Source organism: Nocardia sp. Tas62D01 (assembly GCF_055232035.1).
This window is the reverse complement of sequence record NZ_JBUYUZ010000001.1, coordinates 1,438,493-1,461,357: the sequence shown is the minus strand read 5'-3', so window position 1 is coordinate 1,461,357 and position 22,865 is coordinate 1,438,493. Positions and strand designations below refer to the sequence as shown.

Annotated in this window: 28 protein-coding genes, 1 tRNA gene and 1 pseudogene; 12 read left to right on the top strand and 18 right to left on the bottom strand. The window is 65.7% G+C overall.

Annotated features, from left to right (window positions below; translation table 11 throughout):
• Nucleotides 1-24: 24 nt before the first annotated feature.
• A complete protein-coding gene (locus ACV7NQ_RS07070; RefSeq protein WP_463358877.1) occupies nt 25-750 on the bottom strand; it encodes a DUF899 domain-containing protein in 726 nt (241 codons plus the stop codon).
• A gap of 200 nt (nt 751-950) precedes the next feature.
• Between ACV7NQ_RS07070 and ACV7NQ_RS07065 the strand changes: the two genes are divergently transcribed.
• The gene (locus tag ACV7NQ_RS07065; protein ID WP_463358876.1) at nt 951-1,727 is read left to right on the top strand and encodes a TetR family transcriptional regulator; all 777 of its coding nucleotides are present in this window, start codon (nt 951-953) and stop codon (nt 1,725-1,727) included.
• Between the two features lie 231 nt (nt 1,728-1,958).
• Nucleotides 1,959-2,879: an NADP-dependent oxidoreductase gene (locus ACV7NQ_RS07060; RefSeq protein WP_463358875.1), complete on the top strand. Its 921-nt coding sequence runs from the start codon at nt 1,959-1,961 to the stop codon at nt 2,877-2,879.
• Here ACV7NQ_RS07060 and ACV7NQ_RS07055 read toward each other — a convergent pair.
• Nucleotides 2,876-4,030, bottom strand: a complete 1,155-nt coding sequence (locus ACV7NQ_RS07055; protein WP_463358874.1) for a TerD family protein — start codon at nt 4,028-4,030, stop codon at nt 2,876-2,878. The two genes, ACV7NQ_RS07060 and ACV7NQ_RS07055, sit on opposite strands and share 4 nt — an antisense overlap.
• Nucleotides 4,031-4,133: 103 nt before the next feature.
• A complete protein-coding gene (locus ACV7NQ_RS07050) occupies nt 4,134-4,742 on the bottom strand; it encodes a TenA family protein (RefSeq protein ID WP_463358873.1) in 609 nt (202 codons plus the stop codon).
• A gap of 70 nt (nt 4,743-4,812) precedes the next feature.
• Here ACV7NQ_RS07050 and ACV7NQ_RS07045 point away from each other — a divergent pair, with 70 nt between their 5' ends.
• On the top strand, nt 4,813-6,090 hold the full coding sequence (locus ACV7NQ_RS07045; protein WP_463358872.1) for a phthiocerol/phthiodiolone dimycocerosyl transferase family protein: 1,278 nt from the start codon (nt 4,813-4,815) through the stop codon (nt 6,088-6,090).
• Nucleotides 6,091-6,106: 16 nt separating this feature from the next.
• Here the strand turns inward: ACV7NQ_RS07045 and ACV7NQ_RS07040 are convergent, their stop codons facing one another.
• From ACV7NQ_RS07040 to ACV7NQ_RS07030, 3 genes are all read right to left on the bottom strand, one after another.
• Nucleotides 6,107-6,499, bottom strand: coding sequence for a DNA-binding protein (locus ACV7NQ_RS07040; protein WP_463358871.1), 393 nt, complete (start codon nt 6,497-6,499; stop codon nt 6,107-6,109).
• Nucleotides 6,499-6,786, bottom strand: a complete 288-nt coding sequence (locus ACV7NQ_RS07035; RefSeq protein ID WP_463358870.1) for a hypothetical protein — start codon at nt 6,784-6,786, stop codon at nt 6,499-6,501. The genes ACV7NQ_RS07040 and ACV7NQ_RS07035 overlap by 1 nt, the downstream gene beginning before the upstream one ends.
• An 87-nt stretch (nt 6,787-6,873) precedes the next feature.
• Nucleotides 6,874-7,269 carry a PPOX class F420-dependent oxidoreductase gene (locus ACV7NQ_RS07030; protein ID WP_463358869.1) on the bottom strand — a complete coding sequence of 132 codons (396 nt, stop codon included), beginning with the start codon at nt 7,267-7,269 and terminating at the stop codon, nt 6,874-6,876.
• 46 nt (nt 7,270-7,315) lie between these two features.
• On the opposite strand from ACV7NQ_RS07030, the gene ACV7NQ_RS07025 reads away from it, so the two are divergent.
• Nucleotides 7,316-7,738: a MarR family winged helix-turn-helix transcriptional regulator gene (locus tag ACV7NQ_RS07025; protein ID WP_463358868.1), complete on the top strand. Its 423-nt coding sequence runs from the start codon at nt 7,316-7,318 to the stop codon at nt 7,736-7,738.
• 89 nt (nt 7,739-7,827) lie between these two features.
• On the opposite strand, the gene ACV7NQ_RS07020 is transcribed toward ACV7NQ_RS07025, so the two are convergent.
• Nucleotides 7,828-8,109 (bottom strand): hypothetical protein, encoded by a 282-nt coding sequence (locus ACV7NQ_RS07020; RefSeq protein WP_463358867.1) that lies wholly within the window; start codon nt 8,107-8,109, stop codon nt 7,828-7,830.
• A 130-nt stretch (nt 8,110-8,239) separates the two neighbouring features.
• Between ACV7NQ_RS07020 and ACV7NQ_RS07015 the strand changes: the two genes are divergently transcribed.
• A complete protein-coding gene (locus ACV7NQ_RS07015; protein WP_463358866.1) occupies nt 8,240-8,920 on the top strand; it encodes an MBL fold metallo-hydrolase in 681 nt (226 codons plus the stop codon).
• 9 nt (nt 8,921-8,929) lie between these two features.
• Here ACV7NQ_RS07015 and ACV7NQ_RS07010 read toward each other — a convergent pair whose 3' ends face one another.
• The gene (locus tag ACV7NQ_RS07010; RefSeq protein WP_463358865.1) at nt 8,930-9,808 is read right to left on the bottom strand and encodes an NAD(P)-dependent oxidoreductase; all 879 of its coding nucleotides are present in this window, start codon (nt 9,806-9,808) and stop codon (nt 8,930-8,932) included.
• A gap of 247 nt (nt 9,809-10,055) precedes the next feature.
• Here ACV7NQ_RS07010 and ACV7NQ_RS07005 point away from each other — a divergent pair, with 247 nt between their 5' ends.
• The 4 genes from ACV7NQ_RS07005 (at nt 10,056) to dnaG (ending at nt 15,202) form a co-directional block, all read left to right on the top strand.
• A complete protein-coding gene (locus ACV7NQ_RS07005; RefSeq protein WP_463358864.1) occupies nt 10,056-10,733 on the top strand; it encodes a YdcF family protein in 678 nt (225 codons plus the stop codon).
• Between the two features lie 26 nt (nt 10,734-10,759).
• On the top strand, nt 10,760-12,022 hold the full coding sequence (locus ACV7NQ_RS07000; protein ID WP_463358863.1) for a deoxyguanosinetriphosphate triphosphohydrolase: 1,263 nt from the start codon (nt 10,760-10,762) through the stop codon (nt 12,020-12,022).
• Between the two features lie 103 nt (nt 12,023-12,125).
• Nucleotides 12,126-13,205 carry a Fic family protein gene (locus tag ACV7NQ_RS06995; protein WP_463358862.1) on the top strand — a complete coding sequence of 360 codons (1,080 nt, stop codon included), beginning with the start codon at nt 12,126-12,128 and terminating at the stop codon, nt 13,203-13,205.
• Nucleotides 13,206-13,270: 65 nt separating this feature from the next.
• Complete coding sequence (gene dnaG / locus ACV7NQ_RS06990) at nt 13,271-15,202, top strand: DNA primase (RefSeq protein WP_463358861.1); 1,932 nt, start codon at nt 13,271-13,273, stop codon at nt 15,200-15,202.
• Between the two features lie 24 nt (nt 15,203-15,226).
• Here dnaG and ACV7NQ_RS06985 read toward each other — a convergent pair whose 3' ends face one another.
• On the bottom strand, nt 15,227-15,472 hold the full coding sequence (locus tag ACV7NQ_RS06985) for a hypothetical protein (RefSeq protein WP_463358860.1): 246 nt from the start codon (nt 15,470-15,472) through the stop codon (nt 15,227-15,229).
• 208 nt (nt 15,473-15,680) lie between these two features.
• Here ACV7NQ_RS06985 and ACV7NQ_RS06980 point away from each other — a divergent pair.
• Nucleotides 15,681-15,753, top strand: a tRNA-Asn gene (locus ACV7NQ_RS06980).
• Between the two features lie 79 nt (nt 15,754-15,832).
• Here ACV7NQ_RS06980 and ACV7NQ_RS06975 read toward each other — a convergent pair.
• The 5 genes and pseudogenes from ACV7NQ_RS06975 to ACV7NQ_RS06955 form a co-directional block, all read right to left on the bottom strand.
• Nucleotides 15,833-16,630, bottom strand: coding sequence for a tyrosine-type recombinase/integrase (locus ACV7NQ_RS06975; protein WP_463358859.1), 798 nt, complete (start codon nt 16,628-16,630; stop codon nt 15,833-15,835).
• 19 nt (nt 16,631-16,649) lie between these two features.
• On the bottom strand, nt 16,650-17,060 hold the full coding sequence (locus tag ACV7NQ_RS06970; protein WP_463358858.1) for a hypothetical protein: 411 nt from the start codon (nt 17,058-17,060) through the stop codon (nt 16,650-16,652).
• Nucleotides 17,061-17,292: 232 nt separating this feature from the next.
• Nucleotides 17,293-17,556 (bottom strand): helix-turn-helix domain-containing protein, encoded by a 264-nt coding sequence (locus ACV7NQ_RS06965; RefSeq protein ID WP_463365566.1) that lies wholly within the window; start codon nt 17,554-17,556, stop codon nt 17,293-17,295.
• A gap of 225 nt (nt 17,557-17,781) precedes the next feature.
• A complete protein-coding gene (locus tag ACV7NQ_RS06960; protein ID WP_463365565.1) occupies nt 17,782-18,195 on the bottom strand; it encodes an IS110 family transposase in 414 nt (137 codons plus the stop codon).
• Nucleotides 18,196-18,591: 396 nt separating this feature from the next.
• Nucleotides 18,592-18,887, bottom strand: a pseudogene (locus ACV7NQ_RS06955) (IS110 family transposase); the annotation flags it as partial.
• A 151-nt stretch (nt 18,888-19,038) separates the two neighbouring features.
• On the opposite strand from ACV7NQ_RS06955, the gene ACV7NQ_RS06950 reads away from it, so the two are divergent.
• Together ACV7NQ_RS06950 and ACV7NQ_RS06945 are read left to right on the top strand one after the other, a co-directional pair.
• Entirely contained in the window at nt 19,039-19,365 is a 327-nt protein-coding gene (locus tag ACV7NQ_RS06950) for a hypothetical protein (RefSeq protein ID WP_463358857.1), read from the top strand.
• 200 nt (nt 19,366-19,565) lie between these two features.
• Nucleotides 19,566-20,171: an NUDIX hydrolase gene (locus tag ACV7NQ_RS06945; RefSeq protein WP_463358856.1), complete on the top strand. Its 606-nt coding sequence runs from the start codon at nt 19,566-19,568 to the stop codon at nt 20,169-20,171.
• A 155-nt stretch (nt 20,172-20,326) separates the two neighbouring features.
• Here the strand turns inward: ACV7NQ_RS06945 and ACV7NQ_RS06940 are convergent, their stop codons facing one another.
• The 4 genes from ACV7NQ_RS06940 to ACV7NQ_RS06925 all read right to left on the bottom strand — a co-directional run bounded on the left by ACV7NQ_RS06940 (nt 20,327) and on the right by ACV7NQ_RS06925 (nt 22,835).
• Entirely contained in the window at nt 20,327-20,806 is a 480-nt protein-coding gene (locus tag ACV7NQ_RS06940; RefSeq protein ID WP_463358855.1) for a GNAT family N-acetyltransferase, read from the bottom strand.
• Nucleotides 20,803-21,177 carry a hypothetical protein gene (locus ACV7NQ_RS06935; protein ID WP_463358854.1) on the bottom strand — a complete coding sequence of 125 codons (375 nt, stop codon included), beginning with the start codon at nt 21,175-21,177 and terminating at the stop codon, nt 20,803-20,805. The genes ACV7NQ_RS06940 and ACV7NQ_RS06935 overlap by 4 nt, the downstream gene beginning before the upstream one ends.
• A 1,001-nt stretch (nt 21,178-22,178) precedes the next feature.
• On the bottom strand, nt 22,179-22,535 hold the full coding sequence (locus tag ACV7NQ_RS06930; RefSeq protein ID WP_463358853.1) for a hypothetical protein: 357 nt from the start codon (nt 22,533-22,535) through the stop codon (nt 22,179-22,181).
• 123 nt (nt 22,536-22,658) lie between these two features.
• Nucleotides 22,659-22,835, bottom strand: coding sequence for a hypothetical protein (locus tag ACV7NQ_RS06925; protein WP_463358852.1), 177 nt, complete (start codon nt 22,833-22,835; stop codon nt 22,659-22,661).
• Nucleotides 22,836-22,865 lie beyond the last annotated feature (30 nt).

The window sequence follows — 22,865 nt, the reverse complement described above, 5'->3', positions numbered from 1 at the left end:
ACGGTGATCGACTGCGGCGGTACGTCAGTGGCAGTGCGGGGCGCTGCTTTCGTACCGGTCGTGGTGCGGGAATTCCGAGACGTGCTTCTGTCTGCCGAGTGGGGTCAGGTCGAGGTAGTTGTGGGTGCCGATGAGGATGTCGCCACCGCGCGAGTAGGACGAATACGTGTGGAATACCGTGTCGTCGTCATCGCGCCAGAAGACGCTGGTGCCGGGCTGTTCTCCCTCGGCGTGCCAGGACAGGCCCGCGGCCTCCAGTTCCGCCTTGTCGCGGTAGTTGTATTCGACGGGTGCGACCGATTCGTCTTGTGTCGCATGGAAGTCGTAGTTGAAATCGCTGCCGAACGACGAATACATCGGGAACCGCCACTGCATGCGTTCCTGGTATCGGCTCAGCGTGTCCCACGGTCCGCGCGATACGGCCGCGAACCGGGTGTCGGCGTGTTCGAGATGCGCGGTGTGACCGACATTGTCGAGCAGCACTGCACAACTCGGGCAACCCGCGTCCAGATCCCAGCGCCACATCATGTGATACACGATCAGCTGTCGTCGTCCGTCGAACAGCTCGGCCAAGCCGACCTTGCCCTTCGGTCCCTCGAACACGTACTCCTTATCGATTTCCACCATCGGCAACTCCCGGCGCTGCGCAGCAAGCGCGTCCTGCCGATGGGTCAGTTCCTTCTCCTCGGCCAACAGCAGCTTGCGCGCCGTCAGCCACTCGTCCCGGGACACCACGGTCGGGCGACTCATCACGATTCTCCTCAGGCTCCGATGACATATGTCTGCGTAATGTAGACCGGTCAGCCGGGCAGAAGTCATCGCTGTAGCGCTTGCCGCGCGGGAAGTTCTCGAACTCGAACCCCAGGTCTGCGCCGCCCGCGGCATCGGCGCCCGCCCCTCGATCGCCATAGGTCCCTGACCGAAGGTCAGTCAAGGGCTAGAATTTCGCGATGACCGATGACACCCGTGCCCGGATCCTGCGCGCCGCGCTCGACCTGTTCGCCGCACGCGGCTATCACGCTGTGACGGTGCGCGAGATCGCGGAGAATCTGGGGCTCACCAAAACCGCTGTGCTATATCACTTTCCGAGCAAGAGCGATATTGTCGCCGCGCTGGCGAAACCGTTGCTCACGGAGATGGACGCGGCGATCGCGACGGCGCGTGGCCACTCTGATCCGGAGCGGATGCGGTGGGCGGTGGTGGTCGGACTGCTGGATGTGGGGCTGTCACACGCGCAGCTGCTGCAGATGCAGATGCGAGACCAGGCGTTGTCGGCGCACGTCGCGACCTTCGGGCGGCTTCGGGATGTGGCCTTGCAGGCGCAAGAGCTGATCGCGGGCGCCGATGCCGACCTGACCGCGCGGGTGCGGGCCGCGCAGGTGTACGCGGCACTCAGCGATCCGGTGGTCATTTTCGCCGATGCGCCCGCGGCCGAATTGCGGTCCGCGATCCTGGCCGGGGTGCAACGGCTGCTCGGTTCGGCTCCGCCGCAGGACATTTCGACAAGTCGGTTGGTGTCCATGTCCGTGTCGAAGTCGAGTTCGGCCCGGTCGACCGGGCGGGGTAGACCGGGCGCGATGAGCCGGGAAATGGTGGAGTCCGCGCGCCAGATGCGTGCCTCCGGTGCGTACACCGTGGATGGCATCGCCGCCGAGCTGGGCGTATCCCGAGCGACCCTCTATCGGCACCTCACGGCCCGCGACAAGGCCCACGCGACGGGCGAGTAATTATGAGACAGTTTGTGAGACGCGAAATTCGCGGCGCTGAGCGAGGCGGAACGCACCCGTATGCACGAGGAACGTCGCCGGATGGTCCCGCAGGGGTGACGCCGCCTGCGCGCGTGAGGTTCTGTTGAACGCGGGTACCTGAACTATTGGGGGGCCGGTCGGAAATATCCGGCCGGATCCGTCCGTTGTGGGTCGAAGCGTCACTCATCACCGAACAGGCAGGAGCCGGACATGGCAAAAGCAGTGAAGTTCGATCGTTACGGTGGAATCGAGGAACTGACGGTCGTCGAGGTGCCGACGCCGAAGGCCGGGCCGGGACAGGTGGTCGTTGCCGTGGTAGCGGCCGGTATCAATCCCGGTGAGGCGATGGTTCGTCGCGGGGCGCTGCACGACCGATGGCCCGCGACCTTCCCGTCGGGGCAGGGCAGTGACTTTGCCGGGCGGGTCGAGGAGGTCGGATCCGGTGACGTTGGCATCCAGGTCGGCGACGAGGTACTCGGCTTCACCGATGACCGGGCAAGTCACGCAACACATCTCGTGGTACCCGCCGTGCAGGTGACGCCCAAGCCGGCCGGACTGGATTGGGACGTAGCGGGATCGCTGTACGTCGCGGGCACCACCGCCTTCGCTGCTCTGCGCGCGGTGGGCGCCGAACCGGGCGACACCGTCGCGGTATCCGGTGCGGCCGGCGGCGTGGGTTCGATTGTGGTGCAGTTGCTTCGGGCGCGCGGCGCGTCGGTGATCGGCATCGCGAGCGAGGCCAACCACGACTGGCTGCGGTCGGTCGGGGTGATTCCGGTGGCATACGGCGACGGGCTGGCGGATCGAATCCGCGCCGCGGCACCCGACGGCCTGAACGCCTTCATCGACACCTACGGCGCCGACTACGTCGACCTCGCCGTCGAGTTCGGCGTCCCGGTCGACCGCATCGACACCATCATCAACTGGGCCGCCGTCGACAAATACGGTGTGAAGGCCGAGGGGAATGCCGCCGCGGGCACCATCGATGTGCTCGCCGGACTGGCCGAGCAGGCGGCCGCGGGCACGTTCGAGGTGCCGATCGCCGGTGCGTATCCGCTCGACGAGGTCCAACAGGCGTTTCGCGAACTCGAGCAGCGGCACACCCGCGGCAAGATCGTACTGCACCCCTAAAGGAATTGGGTGACCTGCGGAGCGGCCTCGACCGGGTGGCTCGCCTGAATGGGTGCACCGATGGCCCGCAGCTTCCACAGCGCGCCCTCGCGGTACACCTTGGCGACCACCATGCCGGTGTGGGCGCCGCCCGACCGCAGGTTGCCGCGGACGAGTTCGGCCTTGCTGGTGCCGTCGACCAGACGCCAGAAAGAGTTTCGGACCCGTTGGAAGGTATGTCCGGCATAGGAGGTGACGACGAACACGACCGCGGTTACCCGCTGTGGCAGGTCGGTGAGGTGCACGACGATGACCTCGTTGTCGCCCTTTCCCTCGCCGGTGAGGTGGTCGCCCTGGTGGCGCACCGACCCGTCCTGCGACAGCAGTTGAGCGTGGAACGCGGCGTCGACCAGATCATGGCCCGAGAACAGAAGCGCGGAAGCGTCGAGGTCGATATCGGCGTCCCGGGAACCGAGCGGGCCGCGAATCTTGATCGGGTCCCAGCCGAGCGCCATGTTCACCAGCGTCAGTTCGGCGCCGCCCCGCTTGCGCAATGCGACGTCCTGTCCGGCAACGAGTTCGGGGGTGTAGGCGCCGCCGAGGGCGACTTCGGAAAGGGTCGAGGCCGACGGGTGCGTGAATCCGTTGGGCGGGGTCGCGGGTGCGGTGACGGGCGGGTTGTCGATGGCGACGCCGTGGCCGGTGGCCAACGCCGCGAAGCCGCTGCGGTAGCCCTGGCCGAGGGCGCGGATCTGCCAGTCCTCGCCGGCCCGATCCAGATCGAGCACCACCACCGTCGGTTCCGCGCCCAACTCCTCGATCACATACTCGTACAAGGGGTTTCCGGTGGCGTCGGCGATCCGGACCTCGGGCGCGGGGTAGTCGGCGAGACGGGCCAGCTGGTCGTCGAGCGAGACGACGAGCCGGACATGATCGATCTCGGACGGCATCTCGCGCAGCACGATGGACACCGAGTTCGGCCGGTCCGGCAGCAGCCGGACGCCTTGGCCGCTGGGTTGGTTGTAGAAGATCAGGTCGTCGGCGCCGCGGACCCTGCCCTCCGCGGTGAGCAGGAAGGCGGACAGATCGATCGCCTCCTGATGGCGAACCGACACGATGATGTCATTGACGCCGAGCACTTCTGTCTGTCCCTGGGTCAGTTGTGCGGCCATCAGTCCGACTCTACGGTGATGCCGACGCGCCCAATGGCAAACCGACCGGTTTGGTGTTATCGGCGATTCGGCCTGGACCAGGTCCCGCGCCGATTTTCCGGAATCAGCGCGGTACGTCCCAGAAGGCGTGTTCGTGGCGCATGCCTGCTAGGAAGTGCTCTTCGGCGCTGGCCGGTTCGGGATCGGCCTCATCGAGCATCTGGGCACAGCGGCGGGTGAGGGCAGCGAAGCCAGGGTCGGCGTAGGTGTCGACCCAGCGGCGATAGCGGGGGTCGGTCGGCGGGTTTTCGACCAGCAGGCTGCCGAGGGTCGTATAGCCCCACATGCACGGGTACAGGGCGGCCAAGCCCTCGCCGTAGGACGCTGCCGATTCGAGCAGGAACGTCGTATATGCCTCGCACGCCGGGCCTTTCGTCGCGCCGTCGAGGTCGGCGCCGAATTCGGCGGCCAGCGAACGGTGCAGCGACAGCTCCTCGTGGTAGGTGGCGTGGGCCAGATCCACCAGGTCGCCGAGGTGCGCCGCGGGGGCTTGCCAGGCGAGCCGGGAGAACACCCGGACATAGTCGAGCAGGAACAGATAATCCTGTTCGAGCCAGGACCGAAATATCGACTCGGCCAAGTCGCCGTTGGCGATACCGGCCACCGTGGGGTGGGCCAGCTGTTGCTCGACCAGCGGACGGCCGAGTTCCTCCAAGCGTGCCGCGAGACTCATGTGTGCAGTCTCTCGCAGTGGGCCCGGGTTCTGGTTTGCACCCCGTTCGTCGTTGCCGCACGCTTGCGATGTGGTGCGGGATGAGGACGATGTGGTGCGGGTGTTGGCACCGTCGGAGGAACGGTTCGTGCGGCACGGTACCTACACCGGTCGGTCCGTGTCGGTTGTCGGCGACCTCGACATGACCGCACTCAGGACTGCTTTCGCCGCATTGCAGTGCGCCTATCCGGTGGTGACCGGTCGCATCGTCGAGGAGTCCGGGCGCGGCTATCTGCTGCGACCAGGCAACAGGCATGCGGTGGGGATGTGGGCGAGCAACGGCGATCCCGATGTCGTGCGGCTTCCAGCCGAGCCGATCGATCCGGCTCGCCAACTCGCCTACCTGGACGTGGTGCTGTCGGACGCGGGACGTGCGCGAATCACCTTCTTCGCTCACCACAGCATCGCGGATGCGGGGCACTGCGTCGAGCTGTTGTCACGACTGTGGGGCTATTACACCGATTACGTCGAATCCGGAACGACAACCGTTGTGCCGCACGACTATCCGCAGTCATTGGAATGGTACGCGGCGGCGCGCGGAATCACCCGAAAGGCGGTGTCCGGCTTCGAGGATGTCGCACGGCCACCGTCCACGGCGGAGCGGTCCGTACCCGCCGACCCCGCTATTCCCGCGCCCAGCGCGCTCGTCCGACCCCGCCGAACGGTGTTGGACCGGGAGACGACGGCACGGATCGTCGGCCTGGGCCGCCACCAGGGTGTCACCGTCAACGGATTGGTCACCGCAGCGCTACTACGCGCCTACGCCTCCGAAAATGCCTCGGCCACAACCGATCCACTACTGGTCGGCTGCCTGTACCCGGTGGACATGCGTTCCCGCCTGACCCCACCGGTGCCCGCCGCCGCGGGCACCAACATGGCCGGTCTCGCCTCGTTCGCCGCCGACATCGATGTCCGCGCCGGAATCATCGAACTGGCCCAACGAATTTCGTCCCGCCTCCACTACGACCTGGCCAAGGGTATCGCCCAACAGTCGGTACTGCATTTCCCAGACTTCTTCGGCCCCAACAGAATCCACTCGCTGGCCGGTCACGTAGCAATAACCAACACCGGCGTGGTCCCCACCTTCCGAGTCCCCGCCGACCTCGAACTATCCGACTACGAAATCGTCTACCTCTCCGCCCATCCGAGACCTTCGGCAGGCGCCTCCGCTGCCCTCACCTTCCTCGTCTACACCTTCACCGGCCGCCTGAGCGTCGGCCTGCTCGGCGGCGCCCCCACCGCCGACTGCCTCCTGACCGCCGTCCGCAAAGAGTTGACCGCCCTCTCCGAGGAATCGCCTGACGCCTGAGCTCCGCGGGAAGTGGCTATACCTTGACGATCCTGATTCCCTTGCCGCACAACAGAGTCAAGTCGCCGGTGTCGGAAGTCAGCAGGGTGACCGGCGGTCTGGATGCGCGGGCGATTGCCGCCAGCGCGGCATCGATGGCGTATTTGTGACCATCCAAATCGTGAGCTCGCAGCAGATCGGCTGCGGCATCGCTGACGGCACGAGTGATCTCGTGCACGTCGATGCGCGACAGTGTCCAGGCAATTCGGGACCGGTGGACGGGCCCGAGTTCCGCTTCCAATCGTGTCATGGCAGTGGTGCCGACCCGGGCTCCTTCCGATTGGGCGGCCGCCACGAAAGTAAGAACCAATCGATCCTGTAGATAGAGCTTCGATAACCCTTCGCAGTCCAGCAGGAGCGTCCCGGACATCAGGCCGCGCTTCCGGCGGAGTTGCCGTCTTCATGTGGCCGAACCTGCTCCCGCGACTGGCCGCCCTCATGCTGCAAAAGGGCTCGGGCTGCCTCGACTTCCGCGCGCGAGAGCGGATCGTGGTCTTTGGCGTAGTCCTTGACGATCTCGCCGAGCTTGTCCATGGCGACTCGCTGTTCCAAGGCTTCCGCGATGTACGCCGAGAACCCTCCGGGTCCGACGTGCGCGCGAACCGTCTCAGCCAGTTCTTCCGGAAGGCTGACCGAGTACTTCTTGCTACCAGTCATGCCTCCAATGCTACCGCCGGTAGCAAACCGGGCCATTGGATCCGACTGCGGGAGGTGGATCTGACCGTCCTGCGAGACTGATGTCGACTATTGGAAGGTCGTGTGCGTGGGGCGCATGACGAGGATGACGCGGCGGGGGTGGTCGGCGACGGGGGGTTCGTAGGCGAGGTCGTAGCGGCGGGCCAGGATGTCGAAGAAGTCGCCGTTGGGATCAGGGTCGATGGCGTCGATGACACCGCGGACCTCGAGGTAGCGGTAGGGCTGGTCCGGGTCGTTGATGCTGACCGAAACGTTCGGGTTCTGTTTGGTGTTGATGGCCTTGCGGCGGTCGGTGGTGGTCGTGAAGCGCAGGTGCTCGCCGTCCCAGATCTGCCAGACCGGTGTCACCTGGATGGTGCCGTTGGCGTTGTGGGTGGCGAGGTGGGCGAACAAGGGGCGGGTGAGCAGGTCGGCGTGGCTCTCGGGGATGGCAGCATTATTCATGTATTGAACGGTATCAAAGCATTGATGGTTGAGCTAACCTTGATTCATGGAAATGCCAGCGCACGAGCGGCTCGGCCTGGACGTCAAACGGGCCGAGCAGGAGCTGATGGCCGTCAAACACGGGGCGGTCAAGCCGCTCACGGTGCCGCAGTACGCGGCGCTCTACGCACTGTCGGACAACCCGGGCATCTCGGCGGCCGCGCTGGCCAGGGCCTGCCTGGTGACCCCGCAGGCGATGACTGTGGTGCTGAAAAACCTGCAGGAGCGCGGACTGATCGACCGTACCCCGCATCCCTGGCATCGTGGGGTACTGGAGACCCGGCTGACCGCCGCGGGCCGCAAGGCATTCGCGGCGGCGGACAAGAACGCGGCAGCCATCGAACGGCGCGTCGCTGCGGCGTTCAGCGCCGAGGAACGGGCCCAGCTGCGCGATCTACTGGCTCGATTCACGCAGGCGCTGCACGAGTGAAACCGGCTGCCGGGTCGGCAGGTTCGTGGAGAATGCTGAGAGTACGGCACGGATAGTGATCGACCGAATTGGCGCGGTCCAGGTCGCCGTCAGTATGGCGCCGTGGAAGGCTTCGAGGCGGCCGCTAGTTCGGCCTTGTTCCGGTCGCCGCGGCGCTTACGCGAGAACAGCACCAGCCCACCGACGGCGAGCACGATCACGACGGCGACGATGAGCAGCGTCCGGACGCTGACCCCGCCGCCGCGCATCGCCGAATTCAGGCCGTCGGCGGTCGTCACCCCGGCCTCGGCCCACTTGCCCGCGCGCAGTGCGGGTTCGACCTGCGTGGTCAGCAGTGAGCTGAGCTCGGAATCGGTGACGCCGCCGGGCAACTGGCCTAGAACCAGAAGTCGCGGGTTTCGGTGGCGACGGCCAACAACAGGTCGCGGTCGCCGAAACCGGACTGTGTCGCGGTGCGCCGAGCCCACTCCTCGGGGCCGAGGCCGCCGAGGCTACCATCGAATGGTGACTACCATCGATCTCCCGTACACCGGCCACGTGTCCCCGGGATCGAATCCCCAGCAACGTGATGTTCCCGGCGCCCGAATCCTCAAGATGTCCGTCGGCAGCACGGACAACAACTGTTATCTGGTGCAGTGCACGGCCACCGGCGCCGCGCTGCTCATCGATGCCGCCAACGAACCCGAGCGCATCGAGGAGCTGATCAACCAGGAAACCCCCGGCCAAATCCAGCTGATCGTCACCACCCACCTGCACCGGGATCACTGGTTGGCGCTGAAAGACATCGCTGCCGCCACCGGCGCCCCTACCGCCGCGCACAGACTCGACGCCGACGGGCTCCCGGTCCGCCCCGACCGACTGCTCGACGACGGCGACATCATCGACATCGGCGACCTCGCCTTCGAAGCGATCCACCTGCGCGGACACACCCCGGGCTCGGTCGCGCTCGCCCTCATCGATGGCCGCGGCGGTCCACACCTGTTCACCGGCGATTCCCTCTTCCCCGGCGGTGTCGGCCGCACGACCAGCCCGCCGGACTTCGCATCCCTCTACGCCGACGTCACCGCGAAGATCTTCGACCGCTACCCGGACGACGGGTTCGTCTATCCGGGTCACGGCGACGACACCACCCTCGGCACCGAACGCCCGCACCTGGTCGAGTGGCGCGAACGGGGTTGGTAGCCGGTCTGTTTACGCGCGTGGCGGTGGGTTGAGGCTCTCGAACATCCGCTCCGTGCTTTCGGCGCCGTGGCCGTCGGCGATCTGTCGATCGACGAGGTTCTCGAGCGGGCGGACGATGTCCAGGTCGACGCCCGCGTCGCGGCTGGCCGAGACGATCGCGTCCAGCGCGGCCTTGGTGAAGTGCAGTGTCTGGAACACCGTGGGATAACCGGCGTCGATCTGTGCGCCCGCGACCGGCAGCGACGATGTCATCGCCGCGAACCATCCGGCCGCCCGCTTCCCGAAATCCCCGGCGGAGATGCCGACGGTACGCACCATGGCCGCACCGTGATAGAAGCCGCCGAACATGGCGTACATCCCGGCCAGCAGCGCGAAGTCGACCACCGACGCACTGCCCGCATCGGTGCCGAAGTATTCGGCGGAGCCGAGCAGCTCCCACAGCTCGCGGTGTTCGTCGAATACCCGCTGTGAGCCGCTGTAGAGGATCGAGGCCCCGGGCCGTCCGATCATCGGGGGAGTGGCCATGATGCCGCCGTCCAGATACTCGACGCCGTGCCGCGCAGCCCACTCGGCGAGTTCGCGGGCGCCGCGCGGCTCGGTGCTGGTCAGGTTCAGCAGGGCGCGACCGGTCAGCTGGTCGGCCACCGGGTCCAGCACCTTGTGCACGGACTGATGGTCGAACAGGCATGCCATGACGAGGTCGCCGGCGATCGCCTCGGCGACCGTCGTCGCGCTTTTCGCCCCTGCCGCAACGAGTTCGGTGTCCTTGCCCGAGGTGCGATTCCATACCGTGGTCGGGTGCCCGCCGTGAAGGAAGGCCGCGGCCAGTGCCTGGCCCATCGCGCCGAGCCCGAGCACGGTCACCGATGTGCGCGGAGATTCCGCCATACTGTCCACTCCTCAACAATTTTCGAGTCTTGTGGCCGTCCGGGTCACCGGCTCGGCCAAGCGAAAGAACGTTCGGTGTGGCGCGCCGAAAGCAATTGTTGCTTCGTGCAGCGGCAGCGGCAAGTACCTACTATTTTGTTGGGTACTCACCAAAAGGTAAGTATTAAACCGGCGTCGCCTGCCGACACGAGATCCAGCGGTTACCAGAGTGGCGTCGACGCCATCCATGACCTGGCAAACTGGGTGAGTGAATTCGGCTCCCCAGCGCACCGCGACGGAACCCGGCCTGCCGCGTGGCTTCGGCAGCGCGCGCTGGGCGCGAAGGCTGATTATCGGTGCATTGCTGATGGGGCTGGTGGTGGTCGGTGGCACCGCGTTCCGGGTGTGGAAGGTGGCGCGCATCGATGACTACACGAAGGCCGATGCGATCGTGGTGCTCGGCGCCGCGCAGTACTCCGGAACGCCGTCTTCGGTGTTCGAGGCGCGATTGGACCAGGCGTACAAGCTGTTCAAAGCCGGTGTGGCGCCGCGTGTGATCACCGTGGGCGGCAAGCAGGACGGCGATCTGTACACCGAGGCTGCCTCGGGCAAGAACTACCTGCAGGACAGGGGAGTACCGAGCGACAAGATCCTCGCGGTGGAGACCGGCTCGGATACCTTGCGCAGCATCGAAGCCGTCGCGACCGCGATGGGCGAGCGCGGCATGTCCTCCGCGGTGCTGGTCAGCGACCCGTGGCATTCACTGCGCACCCGCACGATGGCGCGCGGCGCCGGACTGAAGGCGTGGACCGCACCCACCCGCACTGGACCGGCGGTGTACACCAGGGAGTCACAGGCCCATGGCATCCTGCGGGAGACGGGTGCGTTGCTCTGGTATCAGCTCACTCATTTCTCGTCGGACTTCAAGTACTCAGCAAGGCAGTGAAATTCAATGCAGCGCAGTGAGATTCGATGAACGACAGCTACACCGAGCACGACCGGGAACGACTGGTCGCGGAGGGAGCCAAGACCGCAGGACTCGGGCCGCCGCGTAGCGAATTCGAGACCGGGCACCGTACCGAGTTCGCCCGCGACCGTGCCCGTGTGCTGCACTCGGCGGCGCTGCGAAGGCTCGCCGACAAAACCCAGGTGATGGGTCCGCGCGACGGCGACACCCCGCGCACCCGGCTCACCCATTCGATCGAGGTCGCGCAGATCGGCCGCAGCATCGCCGACGGCCTCGGCTGTGACCCCGACCTGGTCGATCTGGCCGGTCTGGCGCACGATATCGGCCATCCGCCCTACGGACACAACGGCGAGAAGGCCCTCGACACCTTCGCCGACGCCTATGGCGGATTCGAGGGCAACGCACAGAACCTGCGCATCCTCACCCGCCTCGAACCCAAGGTGCTCGACGCCGATGGTGCCAGTGCGGGCCTCAACCTGACCCGCGCCGCCCTGGACGCCGCCATCAAATACCCATGGGGGCGACCGGGTCCCGGCACCAAGTTCGGCGCCTACGACATCGACGTCGACCGCCTCGACTGGGTCCGCAAAGGCGCACCGGACCGCACGAAGAGTCTCGAATGCCAGATCATGGACTGGTCCGACGACGTCGCCTACTCGGTGCATGACGTCGAAGACGGCGTGATCGCGGGCCGCATCGAACTGCAAGCCCTTGCCGACCCGACCGCACAAAAGGCACTCGCCGAACTCGGCCACGGCCGACACCGTTCGCTGTCGGTGGACGAACTCGTCGCTGCCGCCCAACGCCTTTCGGAGTTGCCGGTGGTCGCCGCGGTCACCGGCTACGACGGCACCCTCGCCAGCTCGGTCGCACTGAAACGCCTGACCAGTGAACTGGTCGGCCGTTTCGCCACCGCCGCGATCATCGCAACCCGCGAGGTCGCGGGTCGAAACCCGTTGTCCCGCTACGGCGCCGACCTCGAAGTCCCCCGCATCGTCGCCGCGGAAGTAGCGATGCTCAAAACCGTCGCCCTGCGCTACGTCATGTCGGATCCCGACCACAAACAACGCCAAGCCGACCAACGCGACCGCATCAACGAGGTCGCCACCCGCCTCTTGGCCGCCGCCCCCCACCACCTGGACCCCTTACTCCTCCCATGGTGGAAAGCCGCCGCCGACGACACCGCCCGAGTCCGCGTCATCGTCGACCAAATCGCCTCCTACACCGAAAGCCGCCTCGAGCGTGTCGCGGTGCTGCTGGGCGAGTAGCCGAATTGACGTAATCATTACGTCATATTATGATCACGTCGTGTTATTCCCTATGCCTGCTCTGACGCCGAGTGACGAAAGCGTTCTGGCCGAAGTCGACCGGATGCGCAGCGACCTCCGACATCAGCTGCTGGCCACCCCGGCGAAATGGACCGGTGGTTTGCGTAAGTTCCTGCAGGCCGACGCGGTGGCTGCCTCCAACTCGATCGAGGGTTTCAAGGTCTCCACGGTCGACGTGGAGGATCTGATGGCGGGCGAGCGTGACGTCGATGTGTCCGATGAGAACCGCGAGGAGACCCTCGCTTACCAGCGGATGATGGCCTACATCCAGACCCTGCACGACGTCGACGACTTCGGATACAGCAAAGGCCAGTTGAACGCACTGCACTGGATGCTGCAGGGACATCGCAACAGTCCGGGTAAACCCGCAGGCCAGTGGCGCCACGGACCCGTCTACGTGACTGATGCTCGAGACCCGAGCATCGCTGCATATAGCGCACCGGATGCCGGTATCGTGGCCGAACTCATGGGGGAATTGGTCGACTGGCTCAATGCCGACGACCATTCGCATTCGCTGATTCGGGCGGCAATGGCGCACCTGCACCTGGTGTCCATCCACCCCTGGGCGGACGGCAACGGCCGTATGTCCCGATCCCTGCAAACGCTGATCATCGCCCGCGAGGGCGTGCTCGCGCCGGAGTTTTCGTCGATCGAAGCTTGGCTCGGGCGTCCTGGCAACACCTGGGAGTACTACCGCGAACTCGCCCTGCGGGGCAATGAGTACCGGCCGGACCAGGATGTCGCCAGTTGGATCCGGTTCAATCTGACCGCTTATCACCAGCAGGCACAATCCGTGCACGCTCGCCTCGATCGGTCCGGCCGTGTCTGGGAGGTGCTGGCCGAATTCGCGCGGCAGCACAAACTGGATGACCGCATGGTGACCGCGCTGCACGACGTTGCCATGGCCGGACGTGTTCGCCGCACCCGATATGAACAGTCCGAGGGCCTCAGCATGCAACAGGCGCAACGGGACCTGCGCGACCTGGCCACCGCCGGTGTCCTCGAATCGGTCGGGCGAACTCGTGCCCGGTATTACGTTGCTGGATCACGGTTTCCCGAATCGGCCCTGGAGATCGCCCGCACCCCGATGGCGCTGACCGAGCCATACGCCGACGGTGCGTAGCCGGAACGAAAGTGGCATGACCAGCCACTGGGCGAGTCGGGGGCGGACTAGCCTAGACTCGCTGCGTGGCCGGACGACTTCCTGATCGCGATATCGCGGCGATACGTGAACGCGTCCGGATCGAGGATGTCGTGGGGGAGTACGTCGCGCTGAAACGGGCGGGAGCGGACTCGGCCAAGGGGTTGTGCCCGTTCCACGACGAGAAGTCGCCGTCGTTCCATGTGCGCCCCAATCACGGGCTTTTCCACTGCTTCGGGTGCGGTGAGGGTGGGGACGTGTTCGCGTTCCTGCAGAAGATCGAGCACATCGGGTTCGTCGAAGCGGTCGAGCAGATGGCCGACCGGATCGGTTACCAGATCAACTACGAGGGCGGCGGCACCTCAGTCCAGCGCGACCGCGGGACCCGGTCCCGGTTGGTCGCCGCCAACGCGGCTGCGTACGAATTCTACATGGCCAAGCTGCGCGAACCAGAGGCCGAGACGGCGCGCAAGTACCTCACCGACCGCAACTTCGACGGCAATGCCGCTCAGCAGTTCGGCTGCGGCTATGCCCCCGCGGGCTGGGACGTCCTCACCAAGCATCTGCTGCGCAAAGGCTTCGACTTCAAGGAGTTGGAGGCGGCGGGCCTGTCGCGGCAGGGCCAGCGCGGCCCGATCGACCGCTTCCATCGGCGGCTGCTGTGGCCGATCCGCAATCTCGGCGGCGACGTCATTGGCTTCGGCGCGCGCAAACTCTTCGACGACGACACCATGCCAGGCAAGTACGTCAATACGCCGGAAACGTTGCTGTACAAGAAGTCTCAGGTGCTCTTCGGCCTGGACCTCGCCAAGCGCGATATCGCCAAGGGCCACCAGGCCGTGGTGGTCGAGGGCTACACCGACGTGATGGCCATGCACCTCGCGGGCGTGAAGACCGCCGTAGCCTCCTGTGGCACCGCGTTCGGCGACGAGCACCTCGCGCTGCTGCGCCGGCTGCTGATGGACGACAACTTCTGGCGCGGTGAGATCATCTACACCTTCGACGGCGATGCGGCAGGCCAGGCGGCCGCGGTGAAAGCCTTTGCGGGCGACCAGAAACTGGCCGGACAGACCTACATCGCCATCGCCCCCGACGGTCAGGATCCGTGCGAGCTACGCCAGCACTCCGGTGACGGCGCGGTGCGCGATCTGGTGGCCCGGCGAACCCCGCTGTACGAGTTCGTGATCCGCGGTCTGCTCGCCGAGCACAACCTGGACACGGCCGAGGGGCAGGTCGAGGCGTTGCGTCGCGCGGTGCCGGTGGTCGCTCAGATCAAGGACAACGCGCTGCGCAAGGCGTACTCGACGAAACTGGCCGGATGGGTCGGCTGGGATGACATCCAGACCGTGGTCCGGCGAGTGGGCGAGGAAGCCAAGCGGAGCCGAAATGGTGGGCGCGGCAACACAACCGGCGGGCACGGTGCTTCCGGTGCCGCGCAGCCGAGCGCTGTCGTTGCCGAGCATCCCGCGGCGCGCCCCAACCCCAACGACCCCACGCTTCTGCCGCAGCGCCAGACGCTCGGTGCGGCCCTGCAATATCCGGCGATGGCCGGTGCCGTGTTCGACTCGCTCGAACCCGAGGCATTCACCCACCCCGCCTACGCGGCGGTTCGCGCGCTGATCGTCAAGGCGGGCGGCACGGCGGCCGGTCTCGGGGGTGCGGAATGGGTGAACGCGGTCTGCGACGGCACCGACGACCTCACCATGCGCGCGCTGGTGTCCGAGCTGTCGGGCGAACCGCTGCCCGTGAAGTCCGCCAACGACATACCCCGATTCATCGCAGGCGTGCTGGCCCGCACCCAGGAGGCGTGGGTCGGCCGCCAGACCGCCGAGCTGAAGTCGAAACTGCAGCGGGTGTCCTCGACCGAGGAGCCGGATGCGTACATGGCGCTGTTCGGCGACCTGGTCGCGCTCGAGCAGTACCGCAAGAGCCTGCTGGAGCAGGCCATGGGCAACCACGACGACTTCGCCCCGCACTGAGCGACTTACTCGCGCCCGACTTACTCAGCGGCGCAACTGATCCTGCGGCACCAGAATGGTGGTCCGCTCATCGAGCGGCTCCATCGGCTCCAACTGCGGCCGGGTGCTCAACTTGTCCGACAGCTTCTGCCTGCCGACGAGCACGAGCTTGCGAGTCACCGGGCTTTCGGTCACAGCGCGGGTCGCCGCACTGATCTGCTCGTAGCGAGCCCGCCCGGCCTTCGTGCCGAGCACGTAGCCGGCCGCGACGCCGATGATCAACCGCAGCATCTCGTAGAGCTCCTCCCAATAGCCTGTCCGCGCCCACCATCCTGCCCGACGCCCCGTACGCCTGTCGATCCGGATAGCCGTTGCCGACGCGTCGCCCGACAGACACGCCAACCCACAGATGTCCCTGGTAGTGACACGATTTGGGAAGCCGCGCGGCAATACGCTAAAGTTTCTCCTCGGCGCGCCCAATAGGACGAGCCAAGGATAGTCCCCTATAGCTCAATTGGCAGAGCAGCCGACTGTTAATCGGCAGGTTTCTGGTTCGAGTCCAGATGGGGGAGCTGTGACCAGGGCAAACGCTACAGTTTGACCCTGGTTTTTCCTGTTGGTGCCCGTGAGCGTCACGGAAACGTCACGCTTTCAGCTCACGAGCTTGCCCAGCGTGGTCGTGAAATCGGGGGCCTCGGTCGGCTGGTCGATGTAGTGCCGCTTGGTGGTGGCAGTGTTCGCATGACCCAGTTGCTGAGCCGCGGCACGAGGGCCGTGCTCCTGCGCGAGCATCGATGCGACCGTCTTGCGGAACGTCTTCGGGGTCACCCACGCGAACTTCTCGCCGCGTGCCTGACGCCAGAGTCGGTTGAAGTTGTGGGGATCCCAAATCCCGCCGTCGCGGTTTGGGAACACCAGATCCAACTTGTTGTCCACCGCTTCGGCTTTGACACGCCGGAGCGTGTCGACGACGAACTGCGGCAGGATCACCGTCCGGTATCCGGAATCGGTCTTCGTCCACTCCTGACGGATCAGCCCCTTACCTTCGCCCTGACCTTTGATACGAACAATGGTGCCGGAGAACGTAAGTCGTGGTGGAGTCGACTCCAGCTCCACATCGGACCAGCGCAAGGCCAATGCCTCCCCGGGACGCGGTCCGGTGCCCAGCTCGACATCGGCGACGTCCAAGACTCGAGGGTTGCGCTTGGGACCGCTCTTGTATTCAGGGGTGCCGTCGATCTTCTCGCCCGCCAGCCACAAGGTGAACTGCTCTCGGAGCTCGGTCAGCGTCTCGAGATCGGCCGCCCGCGGCTTCTGGCGTTTGCGGGGCAGGTCGGCCACCTCGCGGACCGGGTTCTGGTTGATGGCGTCGTGACGGACGGCCATGCTCATCATTTCCGAGAGGATGACCCGCTGCCGCCGAGCCTTCTCCCGGTGACCGTTCAGCATGATCCGCTTCAAGTGGGCATCAATGCGTGAGGTGGTTGCCTCCCACACTCGGAGCCCACCCAGGGCGGAGTTGATCTTGATGGTATCTTTTACTGGCTCGAATATCGGTGGAGACCTCGATTTCCGATCGGTACAGATCCAGCGACTGCTCGGTCACGCCTTCCTGTAGCGACTTCTCGGCCAGCCAGAGATCGGCCAGTTCGGACAGCTTCGTATCCCGGGTGATCAGCTCGCCGCGGCCGCCGTCACGGTTCGTCAGGGCTTCACGGAGGTTGTCCTCGGCCTTGCCCTTGGTGGATCCGTAGTTGTTCACCATTCGGGTGATTCCGTCATGGTCGCGAAAGCGTGTGACGGCGCGCCAGCTGCCGTTCGTCTGTTTCTTGGTGGTGATCCGGCCGTAGGTACCGATCGGAAGCGGTTGTCTGGACAACGTTTGTCCTTCCTGCGGGTGAGTGGTCATTGGGCGTGCGCTGACTCAATCGGAGCGAAAGGCCCTCGGTGCATACGCGAGGAGTTTGCGAAGCATGCTGGGGCGTCGAGTGCGAGATCGAGCCTGCCCCAGGTTTGGTGGTTGAGCCACCGCACAAACTGCTAGATCTCAGCAGTGTGGGCAAGAGTCATCGCGATTGCTACAAGTTAGCTGAACGAGCTGCTGTCTGTACTCAGTGGTCCCGGCTGCGGCTGCGGTCTTCCTTCGTTGGTGGTCGACGTCGAGAGTCTTGTGCCCGATCGGTCGGTCCATCGGGCTCGGGCCGTCCGCTCTTGTCGAGTTGGTCCTGCTCCCACGCGAGTAGATCGCTCAACCGATACCGTCGGTATCGGCCTATGCGCGCATATCTGGGACCCCGCCCGGCAGAGGCCCAGACTGCGAGCGTCTTCGCGGGAATCTTGAGGCGTGCGGCCAATTCTTCTGTGCTGAGCCACACGTCATCGGAGTTCAACTGAGCCCCTGGAGGACATCGATTCTGTCGCGCAGTCCTGTATCTGGCCTGATCGGATGAGTCTGCTGCAGAAAGGAATTCGACAGCGCAGAGGTGGCGGTGCGCAAGCGTCGCGAGTGAGCGTGTCTCGGATGGGTGATGGCAGCCGACGGGGTGAGGGAGTGGGGCATGCGCCCGACGCTGCGGTGTTGATGATAATGGGAGTCCTCCTCAACGGAGTTCCCTCCTTCTCAGGTGTCTGCGGCGCATATGTATGCGGCAGTGTGTGTTGAAAGATGCCCTGAGAGCTCCTTTTTCTTGAGCATGGCGTAGAGCACGTCGCAGCGGCGGCGGGCGAGGCAGATGAGGGCTGCGTTGTGCTTCTTCCCTTCGGCGCGTTTTCGGTCGTAGTAGGTCCTTGCTTGCGGGGTCGTGCAGAGCGGCGAAAGCGGACAGGAAGAAGGCGCGTTTGAGTTTGCGGTTGCCGAACCGTGCCGGGTGCTCGCCGTTGATGGAGGTTCCCGATCGGGTGGTGACCGGGGCGATGCCGGCGTAGGCGGCCAGGTGGGCGGAGCTTTTGAAGGCCGATCCGTCGCCGATCTCGAGCAGGATGCGGGCGGCGGTCCTGACTCCGACGCCGGGCATCGAGGTCAGGACCCGGGAAAGAGGGTGTGCATCGAGCATCCTCTCGACCTCTTCGGCGAGGTCATTACGTTGCTGCACAATGCTTTTCAGCGAGTCAGCCAGTCTGGGAAGGACGGTTTCAGCGGCAGTCGAGCCAGGCACGACGACAGATTGTTCGTCGAGCGCAACCAAGATGTCGTCGACCAGGCGGGCACCCATGCGCGGTGCGTGTTTGACGGCGATTGCGGCCAGTTTGCGGCGCCCGGCCTTGCCAATACCGGCGGGGCCGCCGCAGCGGGACAGGATCTCCAGGACTGCCGGATGAGCGATGCGGGGACCCAGTACCCGTTCCAGGGCCGGATGGATGGACGTGAGCAGCCCGCGGATGCGGTTGCCGGTGCGGGTGGCCCCACCGGCCAAGTCGTCGTCGAAACCGACGAGCACGCCCAGCTCGGTCAACGTGTCGTCGCCGGTGTCGACTCGCCGCAGCGTGTGCGGCAGGGTCCGCGCGGCGTCGGCGATGATGTACGCGTCACGGGCGTCGGTCTGGCCTGGCCGGGATACAGATCGGCGATGCGGCGCATCGACAGACCCGGCAGGTAGGCGATGTCGTGTCCACAGGCACGGGCCGCTGCGACCGGCAAAGCTCCGATCGTGTTCGGCTGATCGACCACGATCAGCAGCCGGCCGTGTGCCGCGAGCCGATCGAACACCGCCCGCAGCTGGGCTTCGTCGTTGGGCAATGGCCGGTCCACTCACCTTCGCTGCCGGGGTCGCCCGGCGGGTTCAGCGGCGGTGATCCGCCGACCTCGCGGATAGGGGGCTGAGGGCCACTCGTGCGCGGCCGAAGCCGACCGTGACCGGGTGGACAACGAGGCCGAAGCCGTGCTCACCGAGAGCCGCATCTACGTCGACGCCGCGCGGGCGGGGCAGGCCCGTGCGGAGGGTCAACGGGCCGCCGCGCGGACGGCGGCTGAGGAAAACGTTCGGTTACGCCGAACGCTCGATGAACAGATCGCGGGGCACCGGCGCCAGATCGAAGCGCGTGACCTCGAATACGCACGTGCCATCACCGCCGCCCACGCGATAGCCGACCGCGCCGCTCGCGAACACCGTGCTCAGCTCAGCGAGCTCCTGTATCAGCACGCCCGCGCAACCGGCGTCACAGCCCGGCGTGGCAGACGAGGTTGACCAGCGCGGCTGACAGCGGCGGCGACACTTCGGCGGACCGGGATGCTACCTGGGCCGCCGCCGTCGCCTGATCGAGGCCGCATACACCTCCGCCTGATCCGCTGTCGCTACGGCGGCACCGATGACCGATCCCCGACTACTTTGGCTCTGCCGCACAACGATCCGGCGCGGGTTGGTCTTCGCGCCTACTCTGGTCGCTCATGGGGCCCGCCACAATCACTGTCGCCGAGATCGTCGCTGAAATCTCACCTTCGGATGCGCTCGAACAGGACCACATCGATCAGACCCTGGCGTGGCTCGACTCGACCGATGACATCTTCCGGCGCATCAAACCGGCAACCCCGTCACCGCACCTGGTCAGCTACGTCGTCCTGGTCGATCCCGACGGACGAGCGGTGTACCTGGGCCGCCATCGCAACGCCGGCCTGTGGCTCCCGACTGGCGGCCATGTCGAACCCGGGGAACATCCTTTGGCGACCGCGCGGCGCGAAGCCTTGGAAGAACTACGGATCGACGCGGAATTCAGCGTGGCCGGACCGCGCCCGCTGTTCCTCACTGTGACCACCACGGTCGGCCGTGACGACGGACATGTGGATATCTCGCTCTGGTACGTGATCAGGGGAGACCGGTCGCGCGAATATGCGCTCGATCCAACCGAATTCGATGGCGGTCGCTGGTGGGACATCGACCCGTACGGGCTGCCTGAGTCCGACCCGCACTTCGGCCGGTTCACTGTGCAAGCTCGACGCCGCCCTGCGGCCGGCCAAGGTTCGTCGACTCGATGGTTGAGCGGATGCGGCCGGTGATACGGTCCTGACACATCGTCGCCCGATCAGCAGCACCCATCCGCCACAGCGCTGTTGCTTCGGAATAATGCGAGCGCGAATCGGATTCGGGAGTCCGGAGCGGGAGATAGCTGGTGCAGTGTCTCAACGTATCTCGATCGGGGTGGCGCCGTCGTTCAAATCAGGGGTAGTTCGTAGACGGCCCGGCTGCGGCCCGGTCCTTTGAAGTCGGTGATGATCGAGATGCCATTGATCTCGTGGTCGCCGGGCACGTTGACGAAGCCGAGAGCGGTCCAACTGGCGTGCGCTGCCTGGTTGTCGGGCTCGGAGGTCAGATAGAGGCGCTCGCAGTCCCACTTCTCGGCCTGTGATCGCACGCTGTGCAGAAGCGCTCGTGCGACGCCGCGTCGCCGGTGCTGCGGATGGATCATGACTTCCTGGACATACACGTCTCCGGGGTCGTCTTGGCTTCGGAACGCGATCACGGCTCCGGTGATGGTGTTGTCCTCGCCGATCGTGATGGGGCAGGTCGAGGAGAACAGTTTGGCGTAGAGCCAGTAGTCGGACAGGGTTCGTGCACGGATGTAGGGCTCGCCGAGTTCCATGAGCTGGTGAACTTCGCTGATGTGCTCGGGCTGAAGGGGCGTGACGCTCATAGGCGCTCCTCGGTGTGGATCTTTCGGACGATGCTGGTCAACTGGTACGCCATGTCGGCAGGGGCGACGGCGTCGGCGACGCTCCGGCCGACGATAGCGATGTCCCAATCATCGCTGTTGGTGAGCGCATCGTCGGCCGTGCTGAAGCCACCCGAGACCGCGACCGGCAACTGGCTGCACGTGCGGATCGTTCTGGCGGTCACGAGTGGGTGGTTGCCACCGACGCCGAGGTCGATGTTGATGGTGACGACGAAGCCATCAATATCGGTGCGTTCCATATCGCGGGGCCAGGCAGGGTTGACGTGCTCCGGTGGCGCGTCGAGGGTGAGCGCGACGCCGAGGCGGCGTGCTGCCGCGACCGCGGCGGACACGCTGGCGATGGATGCCGGAGTGGCCCGGCTATGCGGCGCGCCGCAGTTGGTCTACGGACGGGCCCGCGGGTCGACGTCGAATTTCGTTGCCGAGCCGCAATCTCACGAGGCCTCGGCTGCTTGGCGGTCGGCCGATGTCCAGCGGTCGACGTCGAGGAAGGCACCAACGCGTGAGCCAGGGGCAGCAGGATGCATCCGAGCTGGCCCCAAGTTATACCCGGGGACTGTTTTGCGGGGGGATGGGGCGACGGCGGCGCTTCAGCTTTCGTTTCGGTCGAATGGGTGGAGTCTCCGGTGCGGTCACGGACCGCGAGGCTGGACGGGCTGTGGACGGGCGGCGTGTGCTGTCGAGGGCCGTGGCGATGTCGCTGGCGGTGAGGAACCAGGTACGGCCCGCCTTGTGTCCCGGTAACCGCCCCTTCTTGAGCTGTTCGATGTACCAGCGCGTCGACTTCTGCAAGAGGCGAGCGCCAACCGAAACCGGATAGGTGGGTTCATGCGCCAGTCCGTCCGCGTCGCTTCCGGGCAGCCCCAGCGGACGGCCGCGCGGTCGATCGGTCACAGCGCACCGCCCCAACGGGTGCGGGTTCGGATGTCGCAGCCCGTTACGCGGAATCGGCGCAATGCGGTGGCTGACGTGCGGGGGTGTGACGGTTCGTCGAATGCGAAGTTCATTGAGCTCCAACTCGATTCAATTGCGTGCCCACTGGTTGCCCTCCTTCCATACAAGCAAATAATTCTAGCTTTCTCCGGGCAAATGATTACGGTGACGAAAGTGAAAGCATGAGCAACGCAAAGCGATGCGTTGGCACAGGCGTAGCGGTGCCAGCTGCGGGCTCGTAGCCCGTTGAGCGCCTCCGGAGGACTGTGGAGGTGCCCATCCCCTCCTTGCAGGAGGGAGGTACAGACGCACCTGCTCAAGGCTTCTCGGCGTGCCGCAGGCGCGTGGCGCAACGAATTTCGATGTGACTAGTACTCCAGCCGTAGATCGTGACATTCCGCTAGGTTTGCTCTGATCTGCGCTTGTAGTGGCTGATCTTGGCGCGGTATTGGTGTCGTCGTCGCCAGATGGATCGGCGTATCGAGTACCAGATGTCGCGGATGGGTTCGACAACCAGGGCGGTGAAGAGGTGCCTGATCTCGTTGCGGGTCAGCGGGACCAAGCCCGGTGCGTCTGTTTGGGTGCCGTGTTCGTTGATGGCCAGGACGGTGAGGAATGCGAGGGCGAGCATGCACAGCACCGTCCAGCGGTGCCAGGAGTTCCAGCGCCGCACCTGGTGTTCGTCGAGCCCGGCGAGGCCTTTGCCTGATTGGAAGTCTTCCTCGACACCCCAGCGTCGCCCGGCGACGGAGACCAAGACGGTCAGGGGGACCGGGTGGGTGCGGTAGCAGCGGTAGAAGGCCAGTTCGCCGCTGTCGCTGTTGCGGCGGATGAGCAGCCATCGGTGACCGGGGATGTCGTTGCCGGCGTTGATATCGATCTAGGACCAGTCGTAGAGGCGAGGGCCTTTGGCTCCGTCGCCGGCGGACAGTTGCTGCCACGCGTGCTCGGGTAGGTCGGCGGCGACGTCGTCGGCGCGGGCCGGGCCGGTGTCGAGGTCGAGGACCCGATTACAGCCGATGGCCAGGACGTATCCGATCCCGCGGGCCTCGAGCATCGCTCGCAGGGTTGGGTCGGCTCCGTAAAC

Coding starts and splice junctions, on each gene's coding strand:
- ACV7NQ_RS07065 (WP_463358876.1), top strand. CDS start 951: ATGACCGATGACACCCGTGCCCGGATCCTGCGCGCCGCGCTCGACCTG.
- ACV7NQ_RS06975 (WP_463358859.1), bottom strand. CDS start 16,630: ATGCTGAACGGTCACCGGGAGAAGGCTCGGCGGCAGCGGGTCATCCTC.
- ACV7NQ_RS07000 (WP_463358863.1), top strand. CDS start 10,760: ATGAACGACAGCTACACCGAGCACGACCGGGAACGACTGGTCGCGGAG.
- ACV7NQ_RS07070 (WP_463358877.1), bottom strand. CDS start 750: ATGAGTCGCCCGACCGTGGTGTCCCGGGACGAGTGGCTGACGGCGCGC.
- ACV7NQ_RS07035 (WP_463358870.1), bottom strand. CDS start 6,786: ATGACTGGTAGCAAGAAGTACTCGGTCAGCCTTCCGGAAGAACTGGCT.
- ACV7NQ_RS07010 (WP_463358865.1), bottom strand. CDS start 9,808: ATGGCGGAATCTCCGCGCACATCGGTGACCGTGCTCGGGCTCGGCGCG.
- ACV7NQ_RS07060 (WP_463358875.1), top strand. CDS start 1,959: ATGGCAAAAGCAGTGAAGTTCGATCGTTACGGTGGAATCGAGGAACTG.
- ACV7NQ_RS06940 (WP_463358855.1), bottom strand. CDS start 20,806: ATGAGCGTCACGCCCCTTCAGCCCGAGCACATCAGCGAAGTTCACCAG.
- ACV7NQ_RS07025 (WP_463358868.1), top strand. CDS start 7,316: ATGGAAATGCCAGCGCACGAGCGGCTCGGCCTGGACGTCAAACGGGCC.
- ACV7NQ_RS07040 (WP_463358871.1), bottom strand. CDS start 6,499: ATGTCCGGGACGCTCCTGCTGGACTGCGAAGGGTTATCGAAGCTCTAT.
- ACV7NQ_RS06960 (WP_463365565.1), bottom strand. CDS start 18,195: ATGCCCGGCGTCGGAGTCAGGACCGCCGCCCGCATCCTGCTCGAGATC.
- ACV7NQ_RS06985 (WP_463358860.1), bottom strand. CDS start 15,472: ATGCTGCGGTTGATCATCGGCGTCGCGGCCGGCTACGTGCTCGGCACG.
- ACV7NQ_RS07030 (WP_463358869.1), bottom strand. CDS start 7,269: ATGAATAATGCTGCCATCCCCGAGAGCCACGCCGACCTGCTCACCCGC.
- ACV7NQ_RS07055 (WP_463358874.1), bottom strand. CDS start 4,030: ATGGCCGCACAACTGACCCAGGGACAGACAGAAGTGCTCGGCGTCAAT.
- ACV7NQ_RS06995 (WP_463358862.1), top strand. CDS start 12,126: ATGCGCAGCGACCTCCGACATCAGCTGCTGGCCACCCCGGCGAAATGG.
- ACV7NQ_RS06925 (WP_463358852.1), bottom strand. CDS start 22,835: ATGCTCGAGGCCCGCGGGATCGGATACGTCCTGGCCATCGGCTGTAAT.
- ACV7NQ_RS07015 (WP_463358866.1), top strand. CDS start 8,240: ATGGTGACTACCATCGATCTCCCGTACACCGGCCACGTGTCCCCGGGA.
- ACV7NQ_RS07050 (WP_463358873.1), bottom strand. CDS start 4,742: ATGAGTCTCGCGGCACGCTTGGAGGAACTCGGCCGTCCGCTGGTCGAG.
- ACV7NQ_RS06945 (WP_463358856.1), top strand. CDS start 19,566: ATGGGGCCCGCCACAATCACTGTCGCCGAGATCGTCGCTGAAATCTCA.